The 20,461-nt window shown below is 48.0% G+C and carries 18 protein-coding genes and 1 tRNA gene; 10 read left to right on the top strand and 9 right to left on the bottom strand.

Annotated features, from left to right (window positions below; genetic code table 11):
* Together JS578_08105 and trpS are read right to left on the bottom strand one after the other, a co-directional pair.
* Positions 1 to 903 carry a DUF2156 domain-containing protein gene (locus tag JS578_08105; protein ID QRX62859.1) on the bottom strand — a complete coding sequence of 301 codons (903 nt, stop codon included), beginning with the start codon at positions 901 to 903 and terminating at the stop codon, positions 1 to 3.
* A 108-nt stretch (positions 904 to 1,011) separates the two neighbouring features.
* Positions 1,012 to 2,001, bottom strand: coding sequence for a tryptophan--tRNA ligase (trpS, locus tag JS578_08100; GenBank protein ID QRX62858.1), 990 nt, complete (start codon positions 1,999 to 2,001; stop codon positions 1,012 to 1,014).
* 284 nt (positions 2,002 to 2,285) lie between these two features.
* Here trpS and JS578_08095 point away from each other — a divergent pair, with 284 nt between their 5' ends.
* From JS578_08095 to priA, 5 genes are all read left to right on the top strand, one after another.
* A complete protein-coding gene (locus JS578_08095; GenBank protein ID QRX62857.1) occupies positions 2,286 to 2,960 on the top strand; it encodes a succinate dehydrogenase/fumarate reductase cytochrome b subunit in 675 nt (224 codons plus the stop codon).
* A gap of 18 nt (positions 2,961 to 2,978) precedes the next feature.
* On the top strand, positions 2,979 to 4,922 hold the full coding sequence (locus JS578_08090; GenBank protein QRX62856.1) for a fumarate reductase/succinate dehydrogenase flavoprotein subunit: 1,944 nt from the start codon (positions 2,979 to 2,981) through the stop codon (positions 4,920 to 4,922).
* A gap of 41 nt (positions 4,923 to 4,963) precedes the next feature.
* On the top strand, positions 4,964 to 5,719 hold the full coding sequence (locus JS578_08085; protein ID QRX62855.1) for a succinate dehydrogenase/fumarate reductase iron-sulfur subunit: 756 nt from the start codon (positions 4,964 to 4,966) through the stop codon (positions 5,717 to 5,719).
* A 187-nt stretch (positions 5,720 to 5,906) separates the two neighbouring features.
* Positions 5,907 to 6,548, top strand: a complete 642-nt coding sequence (locus JS578_08080; protein ID QRX62854.1) for a PorT family protein — start codon at positions 5,907 to 5,909, stop codon at positions 6,546 to 6,548.
* Positions 6,549 to 6,551: 3 nt separating this feature from the next.
* The gene (priA, locus tag JS578_08075) at positions 6,552 to 8,789 is read left to right on the top strand and encodes a primosomal protein N' (protein QRX62853.1); all 2,238 of its coding nucleotides are present in this window, start codon (positions 6,552 to 6,554) and stop codon (positions 8,787 to 8,789) included.
* Positions 8,790 to 8,872: 83 nt separating this feature from the next.
* On the opposite strand, the gene JS578_08070 is transcribed toward priA, so the two are convergent.
* Positions 8,873 to 10,441: an Rne/Rng family ribonuclease gene (locus JS578_08070; protein QRX62852.1), complete on the bottom strand. Its 1,569-nt coding sequence runs from the start codon at positions 10,439 to 10,441 to the stop codon at positions 8,873 to 8,875.
* A 288-nt stretch (positions 10,442 to 10,729) separates the two neighbouring features.
* Complete coding sequence (locus tag JS578_08065) at positions 10,730 to 11,011, bottom strand: integration host factor subunit beta (GenBank protein ID QRX62851.1); 282 nt, start codon at positions 11,009 to 11,011, stop codon at positions 10,730 to 10,732.
* A 168-nt stretch (positions 11,012 to 11,179) separates the two neighbouring features.
* On the opposite strand from JS578_08065, the gene mutY reads away from it, so the two are divergent.
* From mutY to JS578_08045, 4 genes are all read left to right on the top strand, one after another.
* Positions 11,180 to 12,295 (top strand): A/G-specific adenine glycosylase, encoded by a 1,116-nt coding sequence (mutY, locus tag JS578_08060; protein ID QRX62850.1) that lies wholly within the window; start codon positions 11,180 to 11,182, stop codon positions 12,293 to 12,295.
* 52 nt (positions 12,296 to 12,347) lie between these two features.
* Positions 12,348 to 12,791 carry a single-stranded DNA-binding protein gene (gene ssb / locus JS578_08055; protein ID QRX62849.1) on the top strand — a complete coding sequence of 148 codons (444 nt, stop codon included), beginning with the start codon at positions 12,348 to 12,350 and terminating at the stop codon, positions 12,789 to 12,791.
* Between the two features lie 96 nt (positions 12,792 to 12,887).
* On the top strand, positions 12,888 to 14,219 hold the full coding sequence (gldE, locus tag JS578_08050; protein QRX62848.1) for a gliding motility-associated protein GldE: 1,332 nt from the start codon (positions 12,888 to 12,890) through the stop codon (positions 14,217 to 14,219).
* A gap of 37 nt (positions 14,220 to 14,256) precedes the next feature.
* Positions 14,257 to 14,886 carry a 4'-phosphopantetheinyl transferase superfamily protein gene (locus JS578_08045; GenBank protein QRX62847.1) on the top strand — a complete coding sequence of 210 codons (630 nt, stop codon included), beginning with the start codon at positions 14,257 to 14,259 and terminating at the stop codon, positions 14,884 to 14,886.
* A gap of 117 nt (positions 14,887 to 15,003) precedes the next feature.
* On the opposite strand, the gene JS578_08040 is transcribed toward JS578_08045, so the two are convergent.
* The 4 genes from JS578_08040 to rplM form a co-directional block, all read right to left on the bottom strand.
* Entirely contained in the window at positions 15,004 to 15,825 is an 822-nt protein-coding gene (locus tag JS578_08040) for an elongation factor Ts (GenBank protein ID QRX62846.1), read from the bottom strand.
* Positions 15,826 to 15,856: 31 nt separating this feature from the next.
* Positions 15,857 to 16,714: a 30S ribosomal protein S2 gene (rpsB, locus tag JS578_08035; GenBank protein QRX62845.1), complete on the bottom strand. Its 858-nt coding sequence runs from the start codon at positions 16,712 to 16,714 to the stop codon at positions 15,857 to 15,859.
* A 199-nt stretch (positions 16,715 to 16,913) separates the two neighbouring features.
* A complete protein-coding gene (gene rpsI / locus JS578_08030) occupies positions 16,914 to 17,300 on the bottom strand; it encodes a 30S ribosomal protein S9 (GenBank protein ID QRX62844.1) in 387 nt (128 codons plus the stop codon).
* Between the two features lie 5 nt (positions 17,301 to 17,305).
* Complete coding sequence (gene rplM / locus JS578_08025; GenBank protein ID QRX62843.1) at positions 17,306 to 17,761, bottom strand: 50S ribosomal protein L13; 456 nt, start codon at positions 17,759 to 17,761, stop codon at positions 17,306 to 17,308.
* Between the two features lie 355 nt (positions 17,762 to 18,116).
* Here rplM and JS578_08020 point away from each other — a divergent pair.
* Positions 18,117 to 18,190, top strand: a tRNA-Arg gene (locus JS578_08020).
* A 337-nt stretch (positions 18,191 to 18,527) separates the two neighbouring features.
* Here JS578_08020 and JS578_08015 read toward each other — a convergent pair.
* On the bottom strand, positions 18,528 to 20,453 hold the full coding sequence (locus tag JS578_08015; GenBank protein ID QRX62842.1) for a RecQ family ATP-dependent DNA helicase: 1,926 nt from the start codon (positions 20,451 to 20,453) through the stop codon (positions 18,528 to 18,530).
* Positions 20,454 to 20,461: the final 8 nt, after the last annotated feature.

Raw genomic sequence — 20,461 nt, 5'->3', positions numbered from 1 at the left:
TTACTGTTGTTTGAGCCGAGCGTTAAACTTCTCCAGCAGGATATCAGGTTGGTAGGAGAGCTTCGCCTTGCGCAGGTTCTCGATGCCCATGTCCTCCTCTCGGTTGATATAGGTGTAACCTTCGGTTTCATGTTCCGCGAACTGCTGGTTGATAATCGTATAGGCTCCATGAATGGTGGTGAAGGCTTTCTCCACATGCACCACGATGGTGTCATCGGTGAGCGGTTCGCCGATGGTGAAAGCGGCGATCCGGTTGTTCACGCAGATGAGTCCACCCCTCAGCTGCAACTCTTCGAAGTGATCGAGCATCATTGTGGTGGCATGATCATCATAGGTCAACGTGGGATCTTTCTCTTCCCGGTTCATCTCCATCCAGTCGTCGAGCATCGCCTTGCACTCCTTCACGACCTCGGGATGACCGGTCAGCGACTTATACTTCCAGTCGTTCTCCCTCTTGAAGCGGTTAAGATGATTGCGTTTACTCTGCAGCTTTTTTCCCCTCAGGTGGGTCAGCTTCTCGGTGGTATAAATATAGTCGGAAACCGAACGGTTTAGCTTATAGTCGAACATACCCGGCATTGCAGCTTCAATCTCATCGATCATCTCACGGGTGAGCCCCCTCATCTGAAAGAGGGTGTCAAACTGCTTATGGTCCTCCATAATTACGCGAACTCCCTCCCGGATATCATCACCCCCGATGGGCATGAGATAGGAGTTTCGACCGTTGTTGTCGTGGAAGCGTATGAAAAGCCACCCATCTTCCACGGCAAACTGAGTATCGAACTTGGAGCCCCAACAGCAAAGGTTGGTGAAACAGAGGTCTGAAGCCCTGTAGTGCTGTCTGCATAAATAACTATTGATCAGATCCCTGTCATGCAGGGCAATCGGTTTAAATGTAAGCATAAATGGATTGTCTCTTTGTCTGCGTATTGAGGTGAACAATCAGAGATGGGAAAAGTTTACAAAAAAGCGGAATGATCTCCTCATCCCGCTCCCTGCTATTGTGGTATCTTAAAATTTCTTGAAGCCTACAATCTCCCGCACCTCTCGGATTGTCTTCGCGGCATTTTCGCGCGCTTTCTCGACTCCTTCCTGAGTCACCTTGCGCAGATAGGCATCATCGTTTTCAATTTCCAGCATCCGCTCACGGATGGGAGCGGTCACGCTGATGATGTCAGCGGCCAGCTGTTTCTTCAGATCACCGTAACGGATTTCACATCTGCTCCATTGATCATCGAAGTGTTTTACTACCTCCGGTGTGGACACAACCCGCAACAGTGTAAACAGGTTCTCGATATAATCGGGCTTCACCGCATTTGGTTCAGTGGGACCTGCATCGGTGAGCGCTTTCTTCACCTTCTTCTCAATCTCTTTCGGACTGTCGCCCAGGTAGATGGCATTCCCTTCCGACTTGCCCATCTTGCCGCTGCCGTCCAGACCGGGGATCTTCACCAACTCCTCACCGAAGTTGTAAGCCACCGGCTCCCTGAAGTAATCAACACCGTAGAAGTTGTTAAAGCGACGGGCGAACTTGCGGGTCATCTCGAGGTGCTGCTCCTGGTCCTTCCCCACCGGCACCTTGTGGGCATTGTGGATCAGGATGTCTGCCGCCATCAGCGTGGGATAGGTGAGCAGTCCCGCGTTCACGTTCTCCGGCTGCTTGCGCGCCTTATCCTTGAAGGAGGCAGTCTTGGAGAGTTCACCCAGGTAGGCGTGCATGTTCAGGTAAAGGTAGAGCTCTGCCGTCTCATACAGGTCGCTCTGCACATAAATCACCGACTTCTCCGGATCTATACCGGCAGCCAAATAATCCACCAGCACATTCTTCACGTTCTGGTGCAACAACTTCGGGTCGGGATGGGTGGTAAGGGAGTGAATGTCGGCAATGAAAAAATAACAGTTGTTCTCTTCCTGCATCCTGATGAAGTTACGCAGGGCACCGAAATAGTTACCCAGGTGCAGCTTACCGGTGGAGCGAATTCCGCTTAATACTATATCCATGATCTCATTTTCAAATTATCAGCGTACAAAGATAGGAAAATATCACCAAAAGCGGAACCGATTTTTCTGTCACGCTTATTTGTCGTATCTTTCAAACGATATTCATACAGGTTCTAAAATAGCCTGATTAAGGAAATATTTCCGCATATAGCTCTCTTTTGAGCTTTAAAAGTATTACTTTTGTATTTATATTAAAAAAGCAGCTATTTTAGCTAAAATAGCCGAAAACCTGTTTAAAAAAATATCAACAAACAATATCTATCTAAACATTAAAACAGAACTTTATGAGTTGGTTAATTGATTCATCTATCGGACGGAAATTTGTGCAAAGTATTTCCGGCCTGTTCCTGGTCCTGTTCCTGCTGTTCCACATGTCGATGAACCTGGTACTGATCTTCAGCTACGACACCTACAATTTCCTCGCCAACGAGGTGTTGGGTGCCAACTGGTGGGCCATTGCCGGTACAGCCGTCATCGCGCTGGGCTTCGTGATCCACATCGTTTACGCAATCATCCTCACGCTGCAAAACATGAAAGCAAGGGGTAAGGATCGCTATGCCTCCTCGAGCAAGACAGACACCACATGGTCATCGCAGAATATGTTCGTGCTGGGAGTTTTCATCCTGTTGTTCCTGATCCTGCACCTCTATCAGATGTGGTACCAGATGCAATTCAAGGAACTCTTCATGATTGAAGGCGCCCGCCACGACGGTGCACAGCTGGTGGAAGAAGTCTTCTCCAATATCTGGGTGGTAGTGGCGTACGTAATCGCCTTTGTAGCCCTCTGGTACCACTTGCTACACGGCTTCTGGAGTGCACTCCACACTGCAGGACTAAACAACACCATCTGGATGAAACGAATCAAGGTGCTGAGCAACGTCGTTGCATCCGTGATCTCCCTCGGATTCATCGTTGTGGCCATTGCCGTTCACCTGGGATATTCCAACCTGTTAGGATAACTTTAGAAACTGAATATTATGAACAAATTTGACGCTAAAATACCCAAGGGACCTCTCGCTGAGAAATGGACCAACTACAAGAACCATCAGAAACTGGTCAACCCGGCCAACAAGCGCCGCCTCGATATCATCGTGGTAGGCACAGGACTTGCAGGTGCTTCCGCTGCCGCCTCACTGGGTGAGATGGGCTTCAAGGTGCACAACTTCTGCATCCAGGACTCACCCCGTCGTGCGCACTCCATCGCCGCACAGGGGGGTATCAACGCTGCCAAGAACTATCCAAATGACGGAGACTCGGTTTATCGTCTCTTTTACGATACCATCAAGGGAGGCGACTACCGCGCCCGTGAAGCCAACGTTTACCGCCTGGCGGAGGTCTCCAACAGCATCATTGACCAGTGCGTGGCTCAGGGGGTTCCCTTTGCACGAGAATATGGAGGCCTGCTCGACAACCGTTCTTTCGGCGGGGCACAGGTTTCCCGCACCTTTTATGCGCGCGGTCAGACCGGCCAGCAGCTGCTGCTAGGTGCCTACTCCGCACTAAGCCGCGCCATCCACAAGAAACAGGTGGAACTTTACACCCGCTATGAGATGGTAGACCTGGTAATCATTGATGGTCGTGCCCGCGGCATCATCGCCCGCAACCTGGTAACCGGTAAGTTGGAACGGTTTGCAGCCCACGCGGTGGTGATCGCCACCGGTGGCTATGGCAACACCTTCTTTCTCTCTACCAACGCCATGACCTCAAACGGATCGGCCGCCTGGCAGTGCTACAAGAAAGGCGCTTACTTTGCCAATCCCTGTATGGCACAGATTCACCCCACCTGCATCCCGGTGCATGGTGAGTTTCAGTCGAAGCTGACACTCATGTCGGAATCGCTCCGCAACGATGGGCGAATCTGGGTACCCAAAAAGCTGGAAGATGCACAGGCAATCCGCGAAGGAAAGCTGAAGCCAACCCAGATCAAAGAAGAGGACCGTGACTACTATTTGGAACGACGCTATCCCGCCTTCGGGAACCTGGTGCCACGCGATGTGGCTTCACGTGCCGCCAAGGAACGATGCGATGCCGGCTATGGTGTAGGAAACACCGGACTGGCTGTCTACCTCGACTTTGCCGATGCCATAGAACGTCTGGGCAGAGATGTGGTGGAAGCACGCTACGGAAACCTTTTCCAGATGTATGAGAAAATCGTGGACGACAACCCCTACGAGACACCCATGATGATCTATCCCGCTATTCACTACACCATGGGCGGTATCTGGGTGGATTACGAGCTTATGACCTCCATCCCTGGCCTCTTCGCAATTGGTGAAGCCAACTTCTCCGACCACGGCGCTAACCGCCTCGGGGCCTCTGCGTTGATGCAGGGGTTGGCAGACGGTTATTTCGTGCTCCCCTACACCATCCAGAACTATTTGGCCGACCAGATCAACGTTCCCCGCTTCAAGACCGATGCACCCGAGTTCGCACAGGCCGAGAAGGAGATCAACGACCGCATTGAACGGCTGATGAATATCAAGGGTAAACACTCAGTCGACCATATCCACAAAGAGCTTGGACACATCATGTGGGATTTCGTGGGCATGGGTCGTGATGCCGAAGGATTGAAGGGTGCTATCGAAAAACTTCAGGCATTGAAGAAGGACTTCTGGACCAACCTGCGTATCCCCGGCAATAAGGAAACGCTCAATGTGGAGTTGGAAAAAGCACTGCGGCTTGCCGACTTCATCGAAATCGGCGAGTTGATGGCTCACGATGCCCTCGACCGTGAAGAATCGTGCGGTGGTCATTTCCGTCTTGAACACCAGACACCCGAAGGAGAGGCGCTGCGTCATGACGACCAGTTTGCTTATGTCTCATGCTGGGAGTATCAGGGTGAGGAAAAAGCTCCTGTGATGTTCAAGGAACCGCTCGAGTATGAGTTTGTTGAACGTCAGCAACGTAACTACAAATCGTAACGGTTTATCCGATAAGTGTAAACGAATAACAACAAACCATCATGGATAAAGATATCAACATAAAAGTAAAAGTGTGGCGCCAGAACGGACCGAAAGAGAAGGGACACTTTGAAACCTACGCACTGGAAAATATTTCTCAGGGAAGCTCTTTCCTGGAAATGCTCGACATCCTCAACGAGCAGCTGATCAACGAGGGTAAGGAACCGGTGGTGTTTGACCATGACTGCCGTGAAGGCATCTGCGGCATGTGCAGCCTTTACATCAACGGGCATCCGCATGGCCCCGACACCGGTATCACAACCTGCCAACTCCACATGCGCCGCTTCAACAACGGCGATACGATCACGGTAGAGCCTTGGCGCTCCGCTGGCTTCCCCATCATCAAGGACCTGATGGTGGACCGCACCGCATTCGACAAGATCATACAGGCGGGAGGTTACATCTCCGTCAACACCGGTGGCATACCTGACGCCAATGCAATACCCATCCCGCGCGATGATGCTGAAATGGCCATGGACGCGGCCGCCTGCATCGGTTGCGGTGCATGTGTCGCTGCCTGTAAGAACGGATCGGCAATGCTCTTTGTCTCGGCCAAGGTAAGTCAGTTCGCCCTCCTCCCACAAGGACGGGTGGAAGCGGCCCGTCGTGCCAAATCGATGGTGGCCAAGATGGACGAGCTGGGCTTCGGCAACTGCACCAACACCGGTGCCTGCGAGGTGGAGTGCCCCAAGAATATCTCCATCAGCAATATTGCCCGTCTAAATCGTGAGTTCCTAAAGGCGAAGTTCAAGGATTAACCACCGCTTAACAGCCATTTAAAGCGTTACTTCTCCATTTCATGCGAGAAGTAACGCTTTTTTCAGTCATCCATTTTAAAGTTTATTTAACAACCCATTCGGTATCTTTTTTGTTTTACCTGTGTCGTAAGACTATATTTGTATGACACGAGAGATAAATCAATGAGTAATTCATGTAACACAAAAGATGATGAAAACAAAGAAAATGATTCGTACAAGTTTATTTATCCTAACCACACTCATGCTTACCCCAACCCTTTTTGGCCAGATACGATTTGGAGTGAAGGCAGACGTAGGACTAAACAATCCTAGTTTTGACAGTGAAGCTTTGCAGGTGGAAAACATGACCTCTTACAGCATCGGCCCCTCCCTTGAGGCGATGTTTCCATTTGCTGTGATCGACTTCGGCATCGAGGCATCACTGCTCTACAATGACAACCGGATGACTGTCTCCAACCTGACCGACGGGGAGAGCGCCACAACGAACGACGTATCTAACCGTTACCTCTACCTTCCTCTCAACGCCAAGATCAAATTCGGACTGGGAATGCTCCCCTTGCGAATGTATGCAGTGGCCGGCCCTTACGCCGGATACCTGATTTCGGGTGATGGAATCGATTTGGAAGATATGCAACAGGATCTCAAAGCAAAGGAGTTCCAGGCAGGAGCTAACATCGGGCTGGGATTGGAACTCTTCAAGATGTTACAGGTAGGCGTTAATTATGGTGTACAACTAACCGACAACTACGCAGTGGAACGTCCGAATTGGCAAGACCCCCTGAATGGCAAGACGGAGACTTGGAGTATCAACGCCACTCTCTACTTTTAAATCATGCAGGTGGATGTAATCCTTCCGTTGCCCCTGCCCGGGATGTTCACCTATTCACTGCCGCCCGAGATGGAGCAGGGAGCGATGGTAGGTCAACGGGCAGTGGTTCCCTTCGGCAAACGTAAGCATTACACGGGCATCATCGCACGTATCCACAATCAGCCTACAGAGGGATTCAACATCAGGGATATACATTCTCTCCTTGATGAGAAACCTGTGGTCACCCCCCAGCAGTTGAAGCTTTGGGAGTGGGTTTCATACTACTATATGTCTCCGTTGGGAGATGTGTGCAAAGCTGCACTCCCCACATTGATGAAACCTAAGGATCTTACCAACCGCTATCAACCCAAAGAGGTGCTTTTCTACCGACTTAACAAAGAAGTCGAAGCCTCGACTGCAGACAACGTCCTGAAAAGAGCAAAAAAACAGGCGGCACTCCTCGCATCGCTGCGCTCAATGCTATCCTCCTCCAAGCGGCAGATGATTAGCAGAGATGAACTTTCCATGCTCCCGGGCTACAATCCTGCACTCCTGAAAGGACTTATCGAAAAAGGTATTGTAACGGTGCTAACGCAGCAACGAAGCCGGCTGACCGATGTTAAGGAACCGCTGCGTAAACCCTACTCGCTGAGTGAAGCGCAGCAACAGGCAATGAAACAGTTGAATGAGCTCCTTACAGAAAAGGAGACTGTGCTACTCCATGGGGTTACCTCCGGCGGCAAGACTGAGATCTACATCCACCTGATCGATAAGACTTTGAAAGAGGGGAAACAGACACTCTTTCTGCTGCCCGAAATTGCTCTGACTACCCAGCTAACACAGCGACTACACGATGTCTTCGGCAATAAGTTGGGTATTTACCACTCAGGCATCGGAGACAACGAGCGTACCGAGATCTGGCAGAAGATGTTATCTGAGAATCCCTATGAGGTCATCATCGGAGCGCGCTCCTCTCTGTTCCTTCCCTATCGTAAACTAGGACTGGTAATTGTGGATGAGGAACATGAGTCTAGCTACAAGCAGCAGGATCCCTCACCGCGGTATCATGCACGTAACACTGCAATCATGCTAGCCCACTTCACGGGCGCAAAAACCATACTAGGTTCGGCAACCCCATCAGTGGAATCATACTACAACTGCAGCACAGGTAAATATGGATTGGTCACACTCTCAGAACGGTTCAACGGGGTGAAGATGCCACGCATAGAGATCGTGAACACACGGGAACTGCGAAAGCGGAGAAAGATGACATCAATCCTCAGTCCAGTGCTGATTGATGAAATGAAAACCGCCTTGGAGAAAGGTGAACAGATAATTCTATTCCGCAACCGAAGGGGTTTTGCTCCTGTCCTGGAATGTAAGGAGTGTGCCTGGACTCCCAAGTGCAGCCACTGCGACGTGACACTCACCCTGCACAATCACCCCAGACGACTGGTATGTCACTATTGCAACAGAACTTACTCTGTTCCCACAGCATGTCCCGCCTGTGAAGCTGAAAAGCTTGAGCCACACGGATTGGGCACGGAACAACTGGAAGAGGAGGTGCGAAATCTTTTTCCCGGAAGCATCGTAGCACGAATGGATGCCGACACCACTCGCGGCAAACATGATTATGAAAAGATCATTCATGATTTTCAGAATAAAAAGATTGATATATTGGTCGGCACACAGATGCTCTCCAAGGGGCTTGATTTTGAAGCTGTGAAGGTGGTGGGAATCCTTTCAGCAGATTCCCTCATCAACCACCCCGATTTCCGTTCACACGAACGCGGTTTTCAGCTGATGGTACAGGCTGCAGGGCGCTCGGGACGAAAAAAAACACAAGGAATCGTACTCATACAAAGTGCGGACTCGCAGCAAGCCATTTATCACCACGTAATGTACCACGACTATAAAAGCTTCTTCAATGAAGAGCTAACCGAGCGAAAACAATTCGGTTATCCCCCCTATACAAGGTTGCTTCGCATCACGGTAAAACACAGTAAGGAGACCTTGGCTGTATCGGCAGCGAACGAGCTGGCCACACTGCTAAGAAGAGAGTTGATGGAGCGCGTTCTGGGTCCAAGTAGGCCTTACGTGGCACGGGTAAAACAACAACACCTCCGGGAGATTCTGCTGAAATTGGAAACAGGATACTCACCGCAACGGGTTCGCAACCTATTGACAGAAGCAGAGAAAGTTATTCATAAAAGATTGGAGTACAAATATATGGCATTCAGTTATGATGTAGACCCAATGTAATCTGAACGCAAAAGAACCGGCATCACACTGAGGCAATGCCGGTTCTTTACCGTTATACTGCCGGTTGCTCACCGGATATATTCTTATTTCATTTCAATCTCTTCCTTCAGGTCAATCTCGTTTCCGTCTTTGTCATAGAAAACATATTGCAGGAATCCCAGCTTTTGATCGGGAATCACTTTCAATCCTACATTGTGTTTTTTTCTCCATTTGAACTTTAACGAAAACAATCCTTGCTGAACGTACGCTGCAACATAAGGGTGTATGTGCAGACTGAATTTCTTCACTTTTAGCTTGTTGACCAAGTAATCGATCTTTCCCTCCAGTGTATCGGTGAACAAGATCGAAGCCTTAATCTTTCCTTTACCAAAGCAAGTGGGGCACTCTTCGCTTGTGGTAACTTCCATTTCGGGGCGCACACGCTGACGCGTGATCTGCATTAACCCGAACTTACTCAATGGCAAAATGTTGTGTCTGGCACGGTCGCTAGACATCAGTTCCTGCATCTTGGCGAGCAGTTTGTTACGATGCTCACCCTTACTCATGTCAATGAAGTCAATCACGATGATGCCACCCATGTCCCTCAGCCGCAGCTGTCGGGCAATCTCCTCGGCAGCAGCCAGGTTCACTTCATAGGCACTTTCCTCCTGTCCCAGCTTCGATTTGTTGCGATTACCGCTGTTCACATCGATTACGTGCAGGGCTTCCGTATGCTCAATGATGAGGTAGGCACCGTTCTTGAATGTAACAGTTTTTCCAAAGAGCGATTTGATCTGCTTGGTGATCCCGAAATTGTCTAGGATGGGCAATGCCCCGGAGTAGTCTTTGACCACGTTCTTTCGTTCCGGTGCGATGATGCTCACATATTCGGCGATCTGTCTGCTCACGTCCTTGTCGTTGACGTGAATTTGTTCGAAAGAGGGACTAAAAATATCGCGCAATAATGCCACAGTACGACCTGTCTCCTCAAAAATGAGGGAGGGGGCTTTGGCTTTCATTATCTTTCCGACATTCTCTTCCCATCGTTTCACCAACACCTTCAGCTCTGCATCGAGGTCAGCAACCCTCTTGCCTTCGGCGTTCGTTCGAATGATGACGCCATAGTTCTTGGGTTTGATGCTCTGTATAAGCTGTCTGAGTCGGGCGCGCTCCTCGCGCGATTTGATCTTTTGCGATACCGATACACGGTCGATGAATGGAATCAACACCATAAAACGACCCGCGAACGAGATCTCGGCCGTCAGACGGGGGCCTTTGGTGGATATAGGTTCTTTGGCTATCTGAACCAGTATCTCCTGCCCCACCTTGAGGATGTCCGAGATGGATCCTTCCTTATCGATATCGGGTTTCAACTTCATCTTCTGAAGCTGTGGAATCTTTTTCTTGTCTTCAACCATCTTCTGGAAATCCAGAATAGAGTTGAATTCAACCCCTAAATCCAAATAGTGAAGAAAAGCGTCCTTTTTGTGTCCCACGTTCACAAATGCAGCGTTAAGGGCGGGCATCAGTTTTTTTACTTTGCCCAGATAGATGTTACCAACCGCAAAAGAACCCTCTTGGCTTTCCTGTTGCAATTCTACCAACTTTTTGTCTTCGAGAACGGCAATGGTAATCTCTTTTGGTTGAACATCCACCACAAGTTCGCTTGTCACAATTTTTCTTTTTTTTAAATGTTTACATAAATGTTCGGGCTTCTGTCTTCACAACAGAAAGGAGGTTCACGCCTGAACCACTTCCCTGTCAAATATACAAAGAACAAACTTAATTTCCGGGTGGTTTTTTTTAAGTTTGTTCCTGTATGTGGTGTAAAAAAAATCTTCGGCTTACTTTTTCTTCTTATGCCTGTTTTTTCTGAGTCTTTTTTTACGCTTGTGAACTGACATCTTATGCCTTTTCCTTTTTTTTCCGCTTGGCATGTTCGTATCTCCTTTAAAAATTAATTATTTGGTTTCCTTCACCTGTGTAACAAAAGTTCTTGCAGGTTTAAAAGCAGGAATGTTGTGCTCAGGAATGATGATGGTTGTGTTCTTTGAGATGTTTCGTGCAGTTTTCTGTGCTCTTTTCTTCACGATAAAGCTGCCAAATCCTCTCAAATAGACGTTTTCGTTGCTTGCTAATGAATCTTTCACCACTTCCATAAAAGATTCAACCGTTGCCAATACCGATGCTTTGTCTACTCCGGTGTTTTTTGCAATTTCATTTACAATGTCTGCCTTGGTCATTTTATTTATATTTTAAAATATTAATAATAATAGCGTATGTCAATAAGTAAAATTTTGGATTGCAAATATATAGCTTTTTTTTCAACACCGAAAATTATTGTTACTAATTTTTCTCTTTTTTTGCTCTTTTCGCTGAAATTGCACTTTTTACTGTAGATTTGCAGCACGATGGAAAAAGAATATTCAGACCGCGTGATGCTTCACCCCATCACCATCCACCTGATGAACTGGTACAGTGAGCACAAAAGAGAGTTGCCCTGGAGGGAGAGCAACGACCCCTACCACATCTGGATCTCGGAGGTGATTCTACAGCAGACACGAGTTGACCAGGGCATCGGCTACTACCGGCGTTTCATCGATCGATTCCCTGATGTTGCGACGCTTGCCGTCGCAAATGAGGAAGAGGTGTTGAAGATGTGGCAGGGGCTCGGATATTATTCACGGGCACGCAACCTCCACCAGGCAGCCCGCCAGATCATCACTCTTCACAACGGAAACCTTCCCTCCAATTACCAGGAGTTAATCTCTTTGAAGGGTATTGGAAAGTATACTGCGGCAGCTGTGGCTTCGATTGCTTTTAACCAACCGCATGCTGTGTTGGATGGCAATGTATTCAGGGTCCTGACACGGCTCTTCGCCATTGAAACGCCAATTGACTCTCCTATCGGCATGAAGATGATTGATGAAGTAGCACAATCACTTATACCGAAAGCGGATCCGGGAGGCTACAACCAGGCAATCATGGATTTCGGTGCATTGATCTGCACCCCCCTTCAACCTGGCTGCAACAATTGTGTGCTACGGGATATCTGCATGGCATTCGCCAAGGGAGACGTCACGGTTTACCCGGTAAAAGAACGAAAAACAAAGATTCGCAATCGTTACTTCCATTATTTTCACATCCTGAATGGCAATCACACTTACCTGCAAAAAAGAGACAAGCCAGGCATATGGAGGAACCTGTATGAATTGCCGCTGATTGAGACAATGCAAACTTCCAATTTGATGCAGCTGAAGCAGACAGATGCATTCAGACAACTGTTTCCTGAATTGAGGGGGCTTTTCTTTGAACCCTCGCTCACTTTACGCCACCAACTGACTCATCAACTCATCCACACCCAATTTTATCAGGTAGTGATCCCCCCGGAGCATACCTTCTCACCGCCCCCGACACTATTGATCACCCCTTGCAAGGAGCTCCATAACTATCCTGTATCCCGACTTACGCACAAGTACCTCGAAACAATTAACAAAAATGATTGCGGTTTTCAAAAAAATCTGTAAATTTGCCTCACTAGCGTAACACTATTCTTTAACCCTATAAAAAAATTCAGTTATGTCGGTAAACAAAGTTATCCTGATTGGAAATGTGGGACGCGATCCCGAGATGAAGTATTTTGACAATGATGTGGCCAAGGCAAACTTTACACTGGCAACCAGTGAAAGAGGCTTTACCACGTCAGGAGGCACACAGGTACCGGAACGTACCGAATGGCACAACATTGTTTGCTGGAGAGGATTGGCCCAGATTGCCGAGAGATTTGTCAAGAAGGGAACTATGCTCTACGTGGAGGGAAAAATCCGTTCACGGTCATACGACGACCAGAACGGAGTCAAAAGGTATGTCACCGAAGTGGTTGCAGACAGTCTGGAGCTGCTGAGCCGTAAATCGGAAGAACAGTTAAGAGAAAACGGTGGAAACGGGCGTGATTTTCACGAAAATGTAGAAACACCCGACATCCCCGACAATGGGTCGGAAGAGGATGATTTGCCGTTTTAATTAAAAGATCGTATTTTTGCAGGAGAATGTTTGCGCTGTTGAGATATCAATAAAAATGGTGGAAACATTCTCCTTGTTCATTTAAACTTTTGCCAATTGGACCCTGACCCTTTATCGCAATTAACTCACCTGCTCCTGGTCAACAACCCGGTAGCTATCAAGCTATTTTTTCTCATTCTACTGTTGTTGCTGATTCTGCTCAATGCTCTCATTTCCGCCTTCGAAAGCGCTTTTCAACGAATCAGTACAGATGATGCTCAGGAGTTGCATACCTCACAGATACCCTCAAAGGTTCGACTCTCAAAACTGCTGAGCAATCCTGAGCGTGTTCTTACCTCCGTAAGTCTCACCAATCACCTGCTCAACCTCATCGTGGCCCTACTGATCATTACCCTGCCATGGAAAAATGATTATTTTGCATTGGTTAGTGGTGAAATGTTATTGATGCGTTCCGCCATCGCCTTTGCCGTGATAATCATCTTCATCTATTTCCTACCGAGGACGACAGCAACATATCATCCTCTACGCTTCAGCGAGAAGAACGCTAAGATTATCGGATGGATCGACCTATTGATGTCTCCACTGTCGGGCGTGATGGTGAGAGTAGGCTCTATGCTGATACCTTCCCACACACAAAACAGACATGAGATATCGGTTGATGAGCTCTCAAAGGCATTGGGGATCACCTCTGACGAGGCAAGGGGGGAACAGGAGAAAGAGTTGTTGGAAGGGATCATTCGTTTCCGAGACAAGATGGTGGGTGATATCTTTGTTTCTCGCACCAATATGGTGGCTCTCGAAATGCGCACCCCCTTCCGCGAGGTGATACATTTCATCGTAGATGCCGGTTTTTCACGTATCCCGGTCTATGATGAAAATGCTGACACCATCAAAGGAATCCTGTATGTGAAAGACCTGTTGCCGCATCTAAGCAAGACAGGCAACTTCAAGTGGCAGTCTCTCATCCGCCCGGCCTACTTCGTGCCGACAACAAAACGGATCGATGACCTTCTGGAGGAGTTTCGGGCCCACAAGAACCATATGGCCATCGTGGTGGATGAATATGGAGGTACCGCCGGACTGGTCACCATGGAGGACATCCTCGAAGAGATCGTGGGTGATATCAGTGACGAATATGATGAAGAGCAACCCTTCTATACCATGAGTCCCGACGGCTCCTTTCTCTTTGAAGGAAAAACACCATTGGAGGAGTTCATCCGCATCACCAGCCTCCCTGAAAGAGATTTTGAGTTGATGCAGGAACAAGCCGATACACTTGCTGGGTTGTTGCTGGAGCTGAAAGGTGATTTTCCCAAAAGAAAGGAGAGTTTATCCTACCGTGGCCATCATTTTGTAGCAGAAGAGATGAGCAAGAAACGGATCACAAAGGTGCGATACATTCCACCCGGCAGAACGAAGAAAGAATAGTCCGCAGCAACGCAACACTCAAAACTTGAAAAGTGAGATGTTAATCAGGAAGGAATATATTCAGTCAGGAGTATTACTGGGCGTCTGGGAAATGACAGAGTCCAGGGAAGAACTGTTGACTCAATTCCCGGCAACATTGCGAAACGAAGCAGATCGTTATCTGGAGAAAGTTCGTTCTGAGAGACGCTCCATTGAATGGCTCTCCACAAGGATGATGCTTTTTCAACTTCTGGGAGAGGAGAAGATGATTTTCAACAGACAGAACGGAAGTCCATACCTGGAAGATGAAAAATGGCTTATCAGCATCTCTCACACGCGAGATTATGCGGCGATGTTACTATCTACCAAGGCACCAGTGGGAATAGATATCGAGACACATACCGAGAGGGTAGCACGTATTGCCGATAAGTTCATCGCTGAAAAGGAATACATTGATCCAAAACAGAAAACTGTGCACCAATTGCTCCACTGGTCGGCAAAAGAGAGTCTCTTTAAACTGATCGGTTTACAGGGGATTGACTTCAGGGAGCACCTCCACATTATCCCCTTTATCCCCGCAGAAAAGGGGGAAATGCATGCCACCGAAACCAAGTCTGCCACTCCCCGCTCCTTCACCATCCGCTACGAGGTGCATCCGCGCTATGTTCTTACCTGGACTACCGGATGAGATTAAGTTGTTTACATCCGCATGCTACCAACTCCAGAACCGTAGATCGGGAATAAAAAAAACGCTCAGGGGATTAACCCCGTAGCGTTTTTTAATTATCATTCTTTGTCTACCAGATCACACGTTCAGCGTAACACGCTTGAACATAGTCACGGAGAGCTCTTTGTCATTCTCTTTCAGGAACTGTTCGATGGTTTTCTTACCATCCTTCACATACTCCTGCTGAAGAAGGGTTGACTCCTTATAGAACTTCTGAAGTGAACCTTCTGCAATCCTGTCAAGCAGGTTTTCCGGCTTGCCGGCTTCACGTGCTTTCTCACGGGCAATCTCCAACTCCTTCTCCTTCACCTCCGCAGGGATTCCTTCCGGAGTCACTGCGATGGGATTCATGGCTGCGACTTGCATGGCAACGTCGCGTGCCACCTGTTCATCGGCAACGACCTTGTTGAAACCAACAATCGTAGCCAGCTTATTTCCCATGTGAATGTAGGAAGTGACATAGGGAGCAGTGAGATGCTCATAGAATCCCAGTTCCATCTTTTCACCGGTAGCTCCAATCTTGTCGGTAATCAGCTGTGACACGCTGCCGTTGGAAAGTTCCAGTGCCAACAACTCATCGAGTGTTTCAGGCTTGTGGGCAATTGCCGCATCAAGGATCTGACGAGTGAGGGCTACAAACTCCTCATTTTTCGCCACAAAGTCAGTTTCGCACTGCAGTGCTACTACTGCTGCAAAATTGCCGTCGGTGGCGGCCAGCACACATCCTTCGGATGCCTCACGGTCCTCACGTTTAGCGGCTACTGCTTGTCCTTTCTTACGGATAATCTCCATTGCCTTGTCGAAATCACCGTCCGCTTCGTTCAGTGCATTCTTGCAATCCATCATTCCCGCACCGGTCATCTTGCGTAAATGCTGGATATCTGCCATTGTTACTGCCATATTCTTATGTTTCGTTATTGTTGTTTTAGGATTATTCGTCTACCTCAGCATCCTTGGAAAACTTGCTCACAACAGCTGCCTTCATCGCTTCGGTATCTTCTTTCTTCACCCGCTCTTTTTTGGCTGCTTTCGATTTGCGCTCGCGACGCTGTGGTGCTTCCTCGTCCTGCTCTTCTGCAGCTGCGGCATCAGCCTTCTCAACCTTGCGTTCATCAAGACCTTCCTTAATCTCGTTGCAGATATAACCCATGATCATATCAACTGCTTTCGCTGCATCATCGTTGGCAGGAATCACAAAATCAATGTTTGAAGGATCGGAGTTGGTGTCAACGATACCAAAGACCGGAATACCCAACTTTTCAGCCTCCTTTACGGCAATCTGTTCCTTCATCACATCCACCACAAAAATGGCAGAGGGTAGACGGGTCAAATCCTGGATTGAACCAAGGTTCTTCTCCAATTTGGCACGTTGACGAGTCACCTGCAATTTCTCACGTTTTGAGAGGGTGTCGAAGGTTCCATCCTTTATCATCTTGTCGATGTTGCTCATCTTCTTCACTGCCTTGCGAATAGTGGGGAAGTTGGTCAGCATTCCACCCGGCCAGCGTTCAATCACGTAGGGCATGTTCACGCTCTGCGCTTTTTCTTCGATTACCGGCTTTGCCTGTTTCTTGGTAGCCACGAACAAGATTTTCTTGCCCGATTTTGCGATCTGTTTCAGAGCGCCAGCAGCTTCTTCGGCTTTGGCGATTGTCTTGTAGAGGTCGATGATGTGGATACCATTTCGCTCCATGAAAATGTAGGGAGCCATCGCAGGGTTCCACTTTCTTTTGAGGTGACCGAAGTGCGCTCCGGTCTCCAGCAATTGGTCAAATTCTAATTTTGCCATGTTTTGTTTGTTGATTGATTCGTTTACTTTCTTTTTCTTAACCGAACCGTAAGGTAAAAGATCCTGGTGGAGGATAGTCACACATCGGAAAATGTCCTTGCGGTTTAGATACTAAACGTTGCTGCCTGTTGGCTGCATTATTGGAGTAATCGAACTCTTCAACCACACAAGGTGATTGAAGGGGCCGATTCCGATAAGTTTAACGTTTGGAGAACTGGAATCTCTTCCTTGCCTTGGGCTGACCCGGCTTCTTGCGTTCCACCACGCGTGGGTCGCGTGTCATGAACCCTTCTGCTCTCAGTGCTGCCTTGTCATCCGGGTTGATCTTTACCAGGGCACGGGCGATACCCAGACGGGCTGCCTCCGACTGTCCCTTGTACCCACCACCATCAAGGTTGATACGGATATCGTATTTTTCCAATACATTCAACGTATTCAATGGTTGCTTCACCACGAACTGAAGGATAGAAGAGGGGAAATAATTTTCCAGATCGCGTTTATTGATCACAATTTTGCCGCTGCCCTCGGTCAGATATACACGAGCTACCGCTGCTTTGCGTCTTCCTATTGCATTTACTGCTTCCATCTCTTTTATTTTAGCGTATTAATATCCAGTTTCTTTGGCTTCTGTGCCTGGTGGGGGTGCTCAGTGCCGGCATATACATGCATGTTCAGCAGGATGGCATCACCCAGCTTGTTCTTTGGCAACATACCCTTCACCACTTTGCGGAACAGCTTCTCCGGGCTCTTAGCCATCAGTTCGGCTGGAGTGAACTCACGCTGACCACCGGGATATCCCGAGTAGCGATAGTAGATGCGATCGTTCCACTTGTTGCCCGACAGTTGTACCTTATCGGCATTCAGGATGATCACATTATCTCCGCAATCGACGTGCGGTGTGAAGCTGGCTTTGTATTTCCCTCTCAGCAGCTTGGCTACTTTTGAACAAAGACGACCCAGGGGTTGCCCGGCAGCATCAATCTCAACCCATTCTTTCTGTGCTGTTTCCTTATTCACAGAAATCGTTTTATAACTTAGTGTGTCCACTGTGTTGTTAGTTTTTTAATTCGTAAATAATTGAGAAGTCGATTTATCTTGCTTAAATTTTGTCTTGCTAAGGGACATAAATAGGCAAATAAGAAGCTATAAATCAAACTTTTAATTGATAAAAACTAATAATCGGACTGCAAAGTTACAATAATTCAGTTTATTAACAAACAATTTAAAGCCTTTTTATCACCTGCGAAGTGAATTCCACATCCCCAAATCAAGGAAGCTACCGCACTACCGTTCAGCACTCTCGGCTCTGCAAAAAGAAGAAGAAGCCACAGGGTGCGAAAAAAATTTCAGTTTACTTTTTGTCAGATTCCAAAATTAGTGTATCTTTGCACCCACAAATAAGGGCCCCGTAGCTTAACTGAATAGAGCATCTGACTACGGATCAGAAGGTTACAGGTTTGAATCCTGTCGGGGTCACAATCACCAAGAGGCTGTCTCATAATATTACATGAGACGGTCTTTTTCTGTTTATACGTTTCAGCTTGAGTAGCCCTGTTTCAGGAAGAAACAACCTACTTTCTTCGTTACTGGTTCTAATCTCGTTCTAATATGGTTCTAATATAGTTCTAATCTCGTTCTAATAGATTCGAACCAGATTAGAGTCAGTTACGTCTGAATTGATACGCAGTAAAAAGCCAACTAAGGCGATTCTTAGTGGATGGGATGAAAAAAAGCCATCTCATTTGTATATTGAGATAGCCTCTTTTTATTATCACAGGGAAGCATGGCAAAACAGAATGAGTCTTACCACCAATCACCCAACTTCCTCAGGGAGTGATATCCGGTCGTCGTGCAGCTCCAGTTCACCTGAATCGACCAGGAAACGTATTACACCAATTACCTGCCCTGGATTACCTTCTGTGTCGGCTACCTGCTCCACCAGGCTGTTCAGTCTAAGGACCTGTTCCGGTTGAAGCAGAGCGAGGATCTTCTCCCGCAGCATTCTGAAAAGATAGTTGGACACACCTGCCTCATTCCTCCTCAGACATACATCGCAATATCCGCAATCTTTCGGATTTTTCTCGCCGAAATAGATGAGCAGCATCCTGCTTCGGCAAACACCCTCTTCTTCCACATAATCAATCATGGAAAGAACTCTCTTTTCGAAACGCTTTTTCCTTTCTTCATAAACCGTGCGGGAGATTGTGACAAACTGCGCGTCCTCTCTTGAAGTAGTAAAAATAATGAAAGGAGTTTTTTTCTGTGGAATATATCGAATATAACGCATCCGGGAGAGGGCAATCAGCATTTCACACACCTCTCTACGGCTTTTCCCAGTTCTTGCCGCAAGCAACGATTCATCGACATAGACATCATCGGAGAAAAGACCGGTATAGTTGCGTAGGAGGGTATGCAATAATTCATCCTTATCCCTTTCGAGCTGCAACGTGTACATCTCATCGCGATAGATCAGGAAGCGAACCCGTGACCGAAGGTCAATCTCTTCGGTGTATTCGATGTAACCTGCCAGCTCCAGGATTTTCAGTGCATGATGAGTCTGCAAGAAAGGGAATTTGAACGGTATGCAAAACTCGTGCAGACTGAAATCGTAGGCGCTGCCAAAGCCGGCACCCACAGCAACCTGGTAGTAATTGCCCAGTGCTTCATAGACCCGCACAATGAACTCTCTCTTGGGAAATGCATCAGTGATGCGTTTTCGCAGTTTGATACTGTCAGCTTTCGCGTAAAGGATTACGGCATACGATCGCTCTCCGTCACGACCGGCACGACCGGCCTCTTGAAAATACTCCTCGGGGGAATTGGGTAGATCCATATGCACCACCGTTCGCACGTCAGCCTTGTCGATCCCCATACCGAAAGCATTCGTCGCCACAATCACGCGGCGTTCACCGTTCTTCCAGCTGTTCTGTTTCAAGATCTTCTCTTCATGGGGGAGACCGGCATGAAAATAATCGGCTGCGATACCTGCCTTTTGAAGGTTGTGGGCAATCTCTTTTGTCTGTTTACGACTCCGCACATAAACAATACCGCTGCCGGCCACCGTTTGCAAAATGTGTAACAGCTCTCCCTCCTTGTTGTCGACCGTGCGCACAACATAAGAAAGGTTTTCACGCAGGAAGCTTGTTCTAAACAGGTTCTTTTGCCGGAAAAGCAGCCTCTCTTGGATGTCATCAACCACCTCTGGTGTAGCAGTGGCTGTAAGCGCCAGCACCGGTACCCCCTCTAGCAATGTTCGTATTTCGGCAATCTTGAGGTAGGAGGGGCGGAAGTCGTAACCCCATTGTGAAATGCAGTGTGATTCATCTACCACCAGCAGACAAACATCCATGGCTTGCAGTTTGGTGATGAAAATATCGGAAGAGAGTCGTTCAGGGGAGACGTATAGAAACTTGTAACCGCCAAAAATGCAATTCTCAAGTGTGGTGATAATTTCATCGCGCGACATACCCGAGTAGACTGCTGCCGCTTTGATACCACGCTCACGCAGGTTATCCACCTGGTCCTTCATCAACGCGATGAGAGGAGTGACTACCAGGCATATACCCTGCATTGCCATCACAGGCACCTGAAATGTGAGCGACTTACCACCGCCCGTGGGCATCAGTCCAAGCGTATCTCTACCTTCCCATACTGACTGTATGATCTCTTCCTGGAGAGTGCGAAAAGAATCGTACCCCCAGTAATCACGAAGTATCTGGCGAAACAATTCCGAATGCATACGCAAAT

Source organism: Dysgonomonadaceae bacterium zrk40 (assembly GCA_016916535.1).
Taxonomy (GTDB): Bacteria; Bacteroidota; Bacteroidia; order Bacteroidales; family Dysgonomonadaceae; genus Proteiniphilum.
Note: the sequence above shows the minus strand (reverse complement) of the source record. Positions and strands in the feature narration are given on the sequence as shown.

Excerpts from the sequence above, each read along its gene's own strand:
- JS578_08105 (QRX62859.1), bottom strand. The coding sequence starts at position 903 with ATGCTTACATTTAAACCGATTGCCCTGCATGACAGGGATCTGATCAAT.
- trpS (QRX62858.1), bottom strand. The coding sequence starts at position 2,001 with ATGGATATAGTATTAAGCGGAATTCGCTCCACCGGTAAGCTGCACCTG.
- JS578_08095 (QRX62857.1), top strand. The coding sequence starts at position 2,286 with ATGAGTTGGTTAATTGATTCATCTATCGGACGGAAATTTGTGCAAAGT.
- JS578_08090 (QRX62856.1), top strand. The coding sequence starts at position 2,979 with ATGAACAAATTTGACGCTAAAATACCCAAGGGACCTCTCGCTGAGAAA.
- JS578_08085 (QRX62855.1), top strand. The coding sequence starts at position 4,964 with ATGGATAAAGATATCAACATAAAAGTAAAAGTGTGGCGCCAGAACGGA.
- JS578_08080 (QRX62854.1), top strand. The coding sequence starts at position 5,907 with ATGATGAAAACAAAGAAAATGATTCGTACAAGTTTATTTATCCTAACC.
- priA (QRX62853.1), top strand. The coding sequence starts at position 6,552 with ATGCAGGTGGATGTAATCCTTCCGTTGCCCCTGCCCGGGATGTTCACC.
- JS578_08065 (QRX62851.1), bottom strand. The coding sequence starts at position 11,011 with ATGACCAAGGCAGACATTGTAAATGAAATTGCAAAAAACACCGGAGTA.
- mutY (QRX62850.1), top strand. The coding sequence starts at position 11,180 with ATGGAAAAAGAATATTCAGACCGCGTGATGCTTCACCCCATCACCATC.
- ssb (QRX62849.1), top strand. The coding sequence starts at position 12,348 with ATGTCGGTAAACAAAGTTATCCTGATTGGAAATGTGGGACGCGATCCC.
- JS578_08045 (QRX62847.1), top strand. The coding sequence starts at position 14,257 with ATGTTAATCAGGAAGGAATATATTCAGTCAGGAGTATTACTGGGCGTC.
- JS578_08040 (QRX62846.1), bottom strand. The coding sequence starts at position 15,825 with ATGGCAGTAACAATGGCAGATATCCAGCATTTACGCAAGATGACCGGT.
- rpsB (QRX62845.1), bottom strand. The coding sequence starts at position 16,714 with ATGGCAAAATTAGAATTTGACCAATTGCTGGAGACCGGAGCGCACTTC.
- rpsI (QRX62844.1), bottom strand. The coding sequence starts at position 17,300 with ATGGAAGCAGTAAATGCAATAGGAAGACGCAAAGCAGCGGTAGCTCGT.
- JS578_08015 (QRX62842.1), bottom strand. The coding sequence starts at position 20,453 with ATGCATTCGGAATTGTTTCGCCAGATACTTCGTGATTACTGGGGGTAC.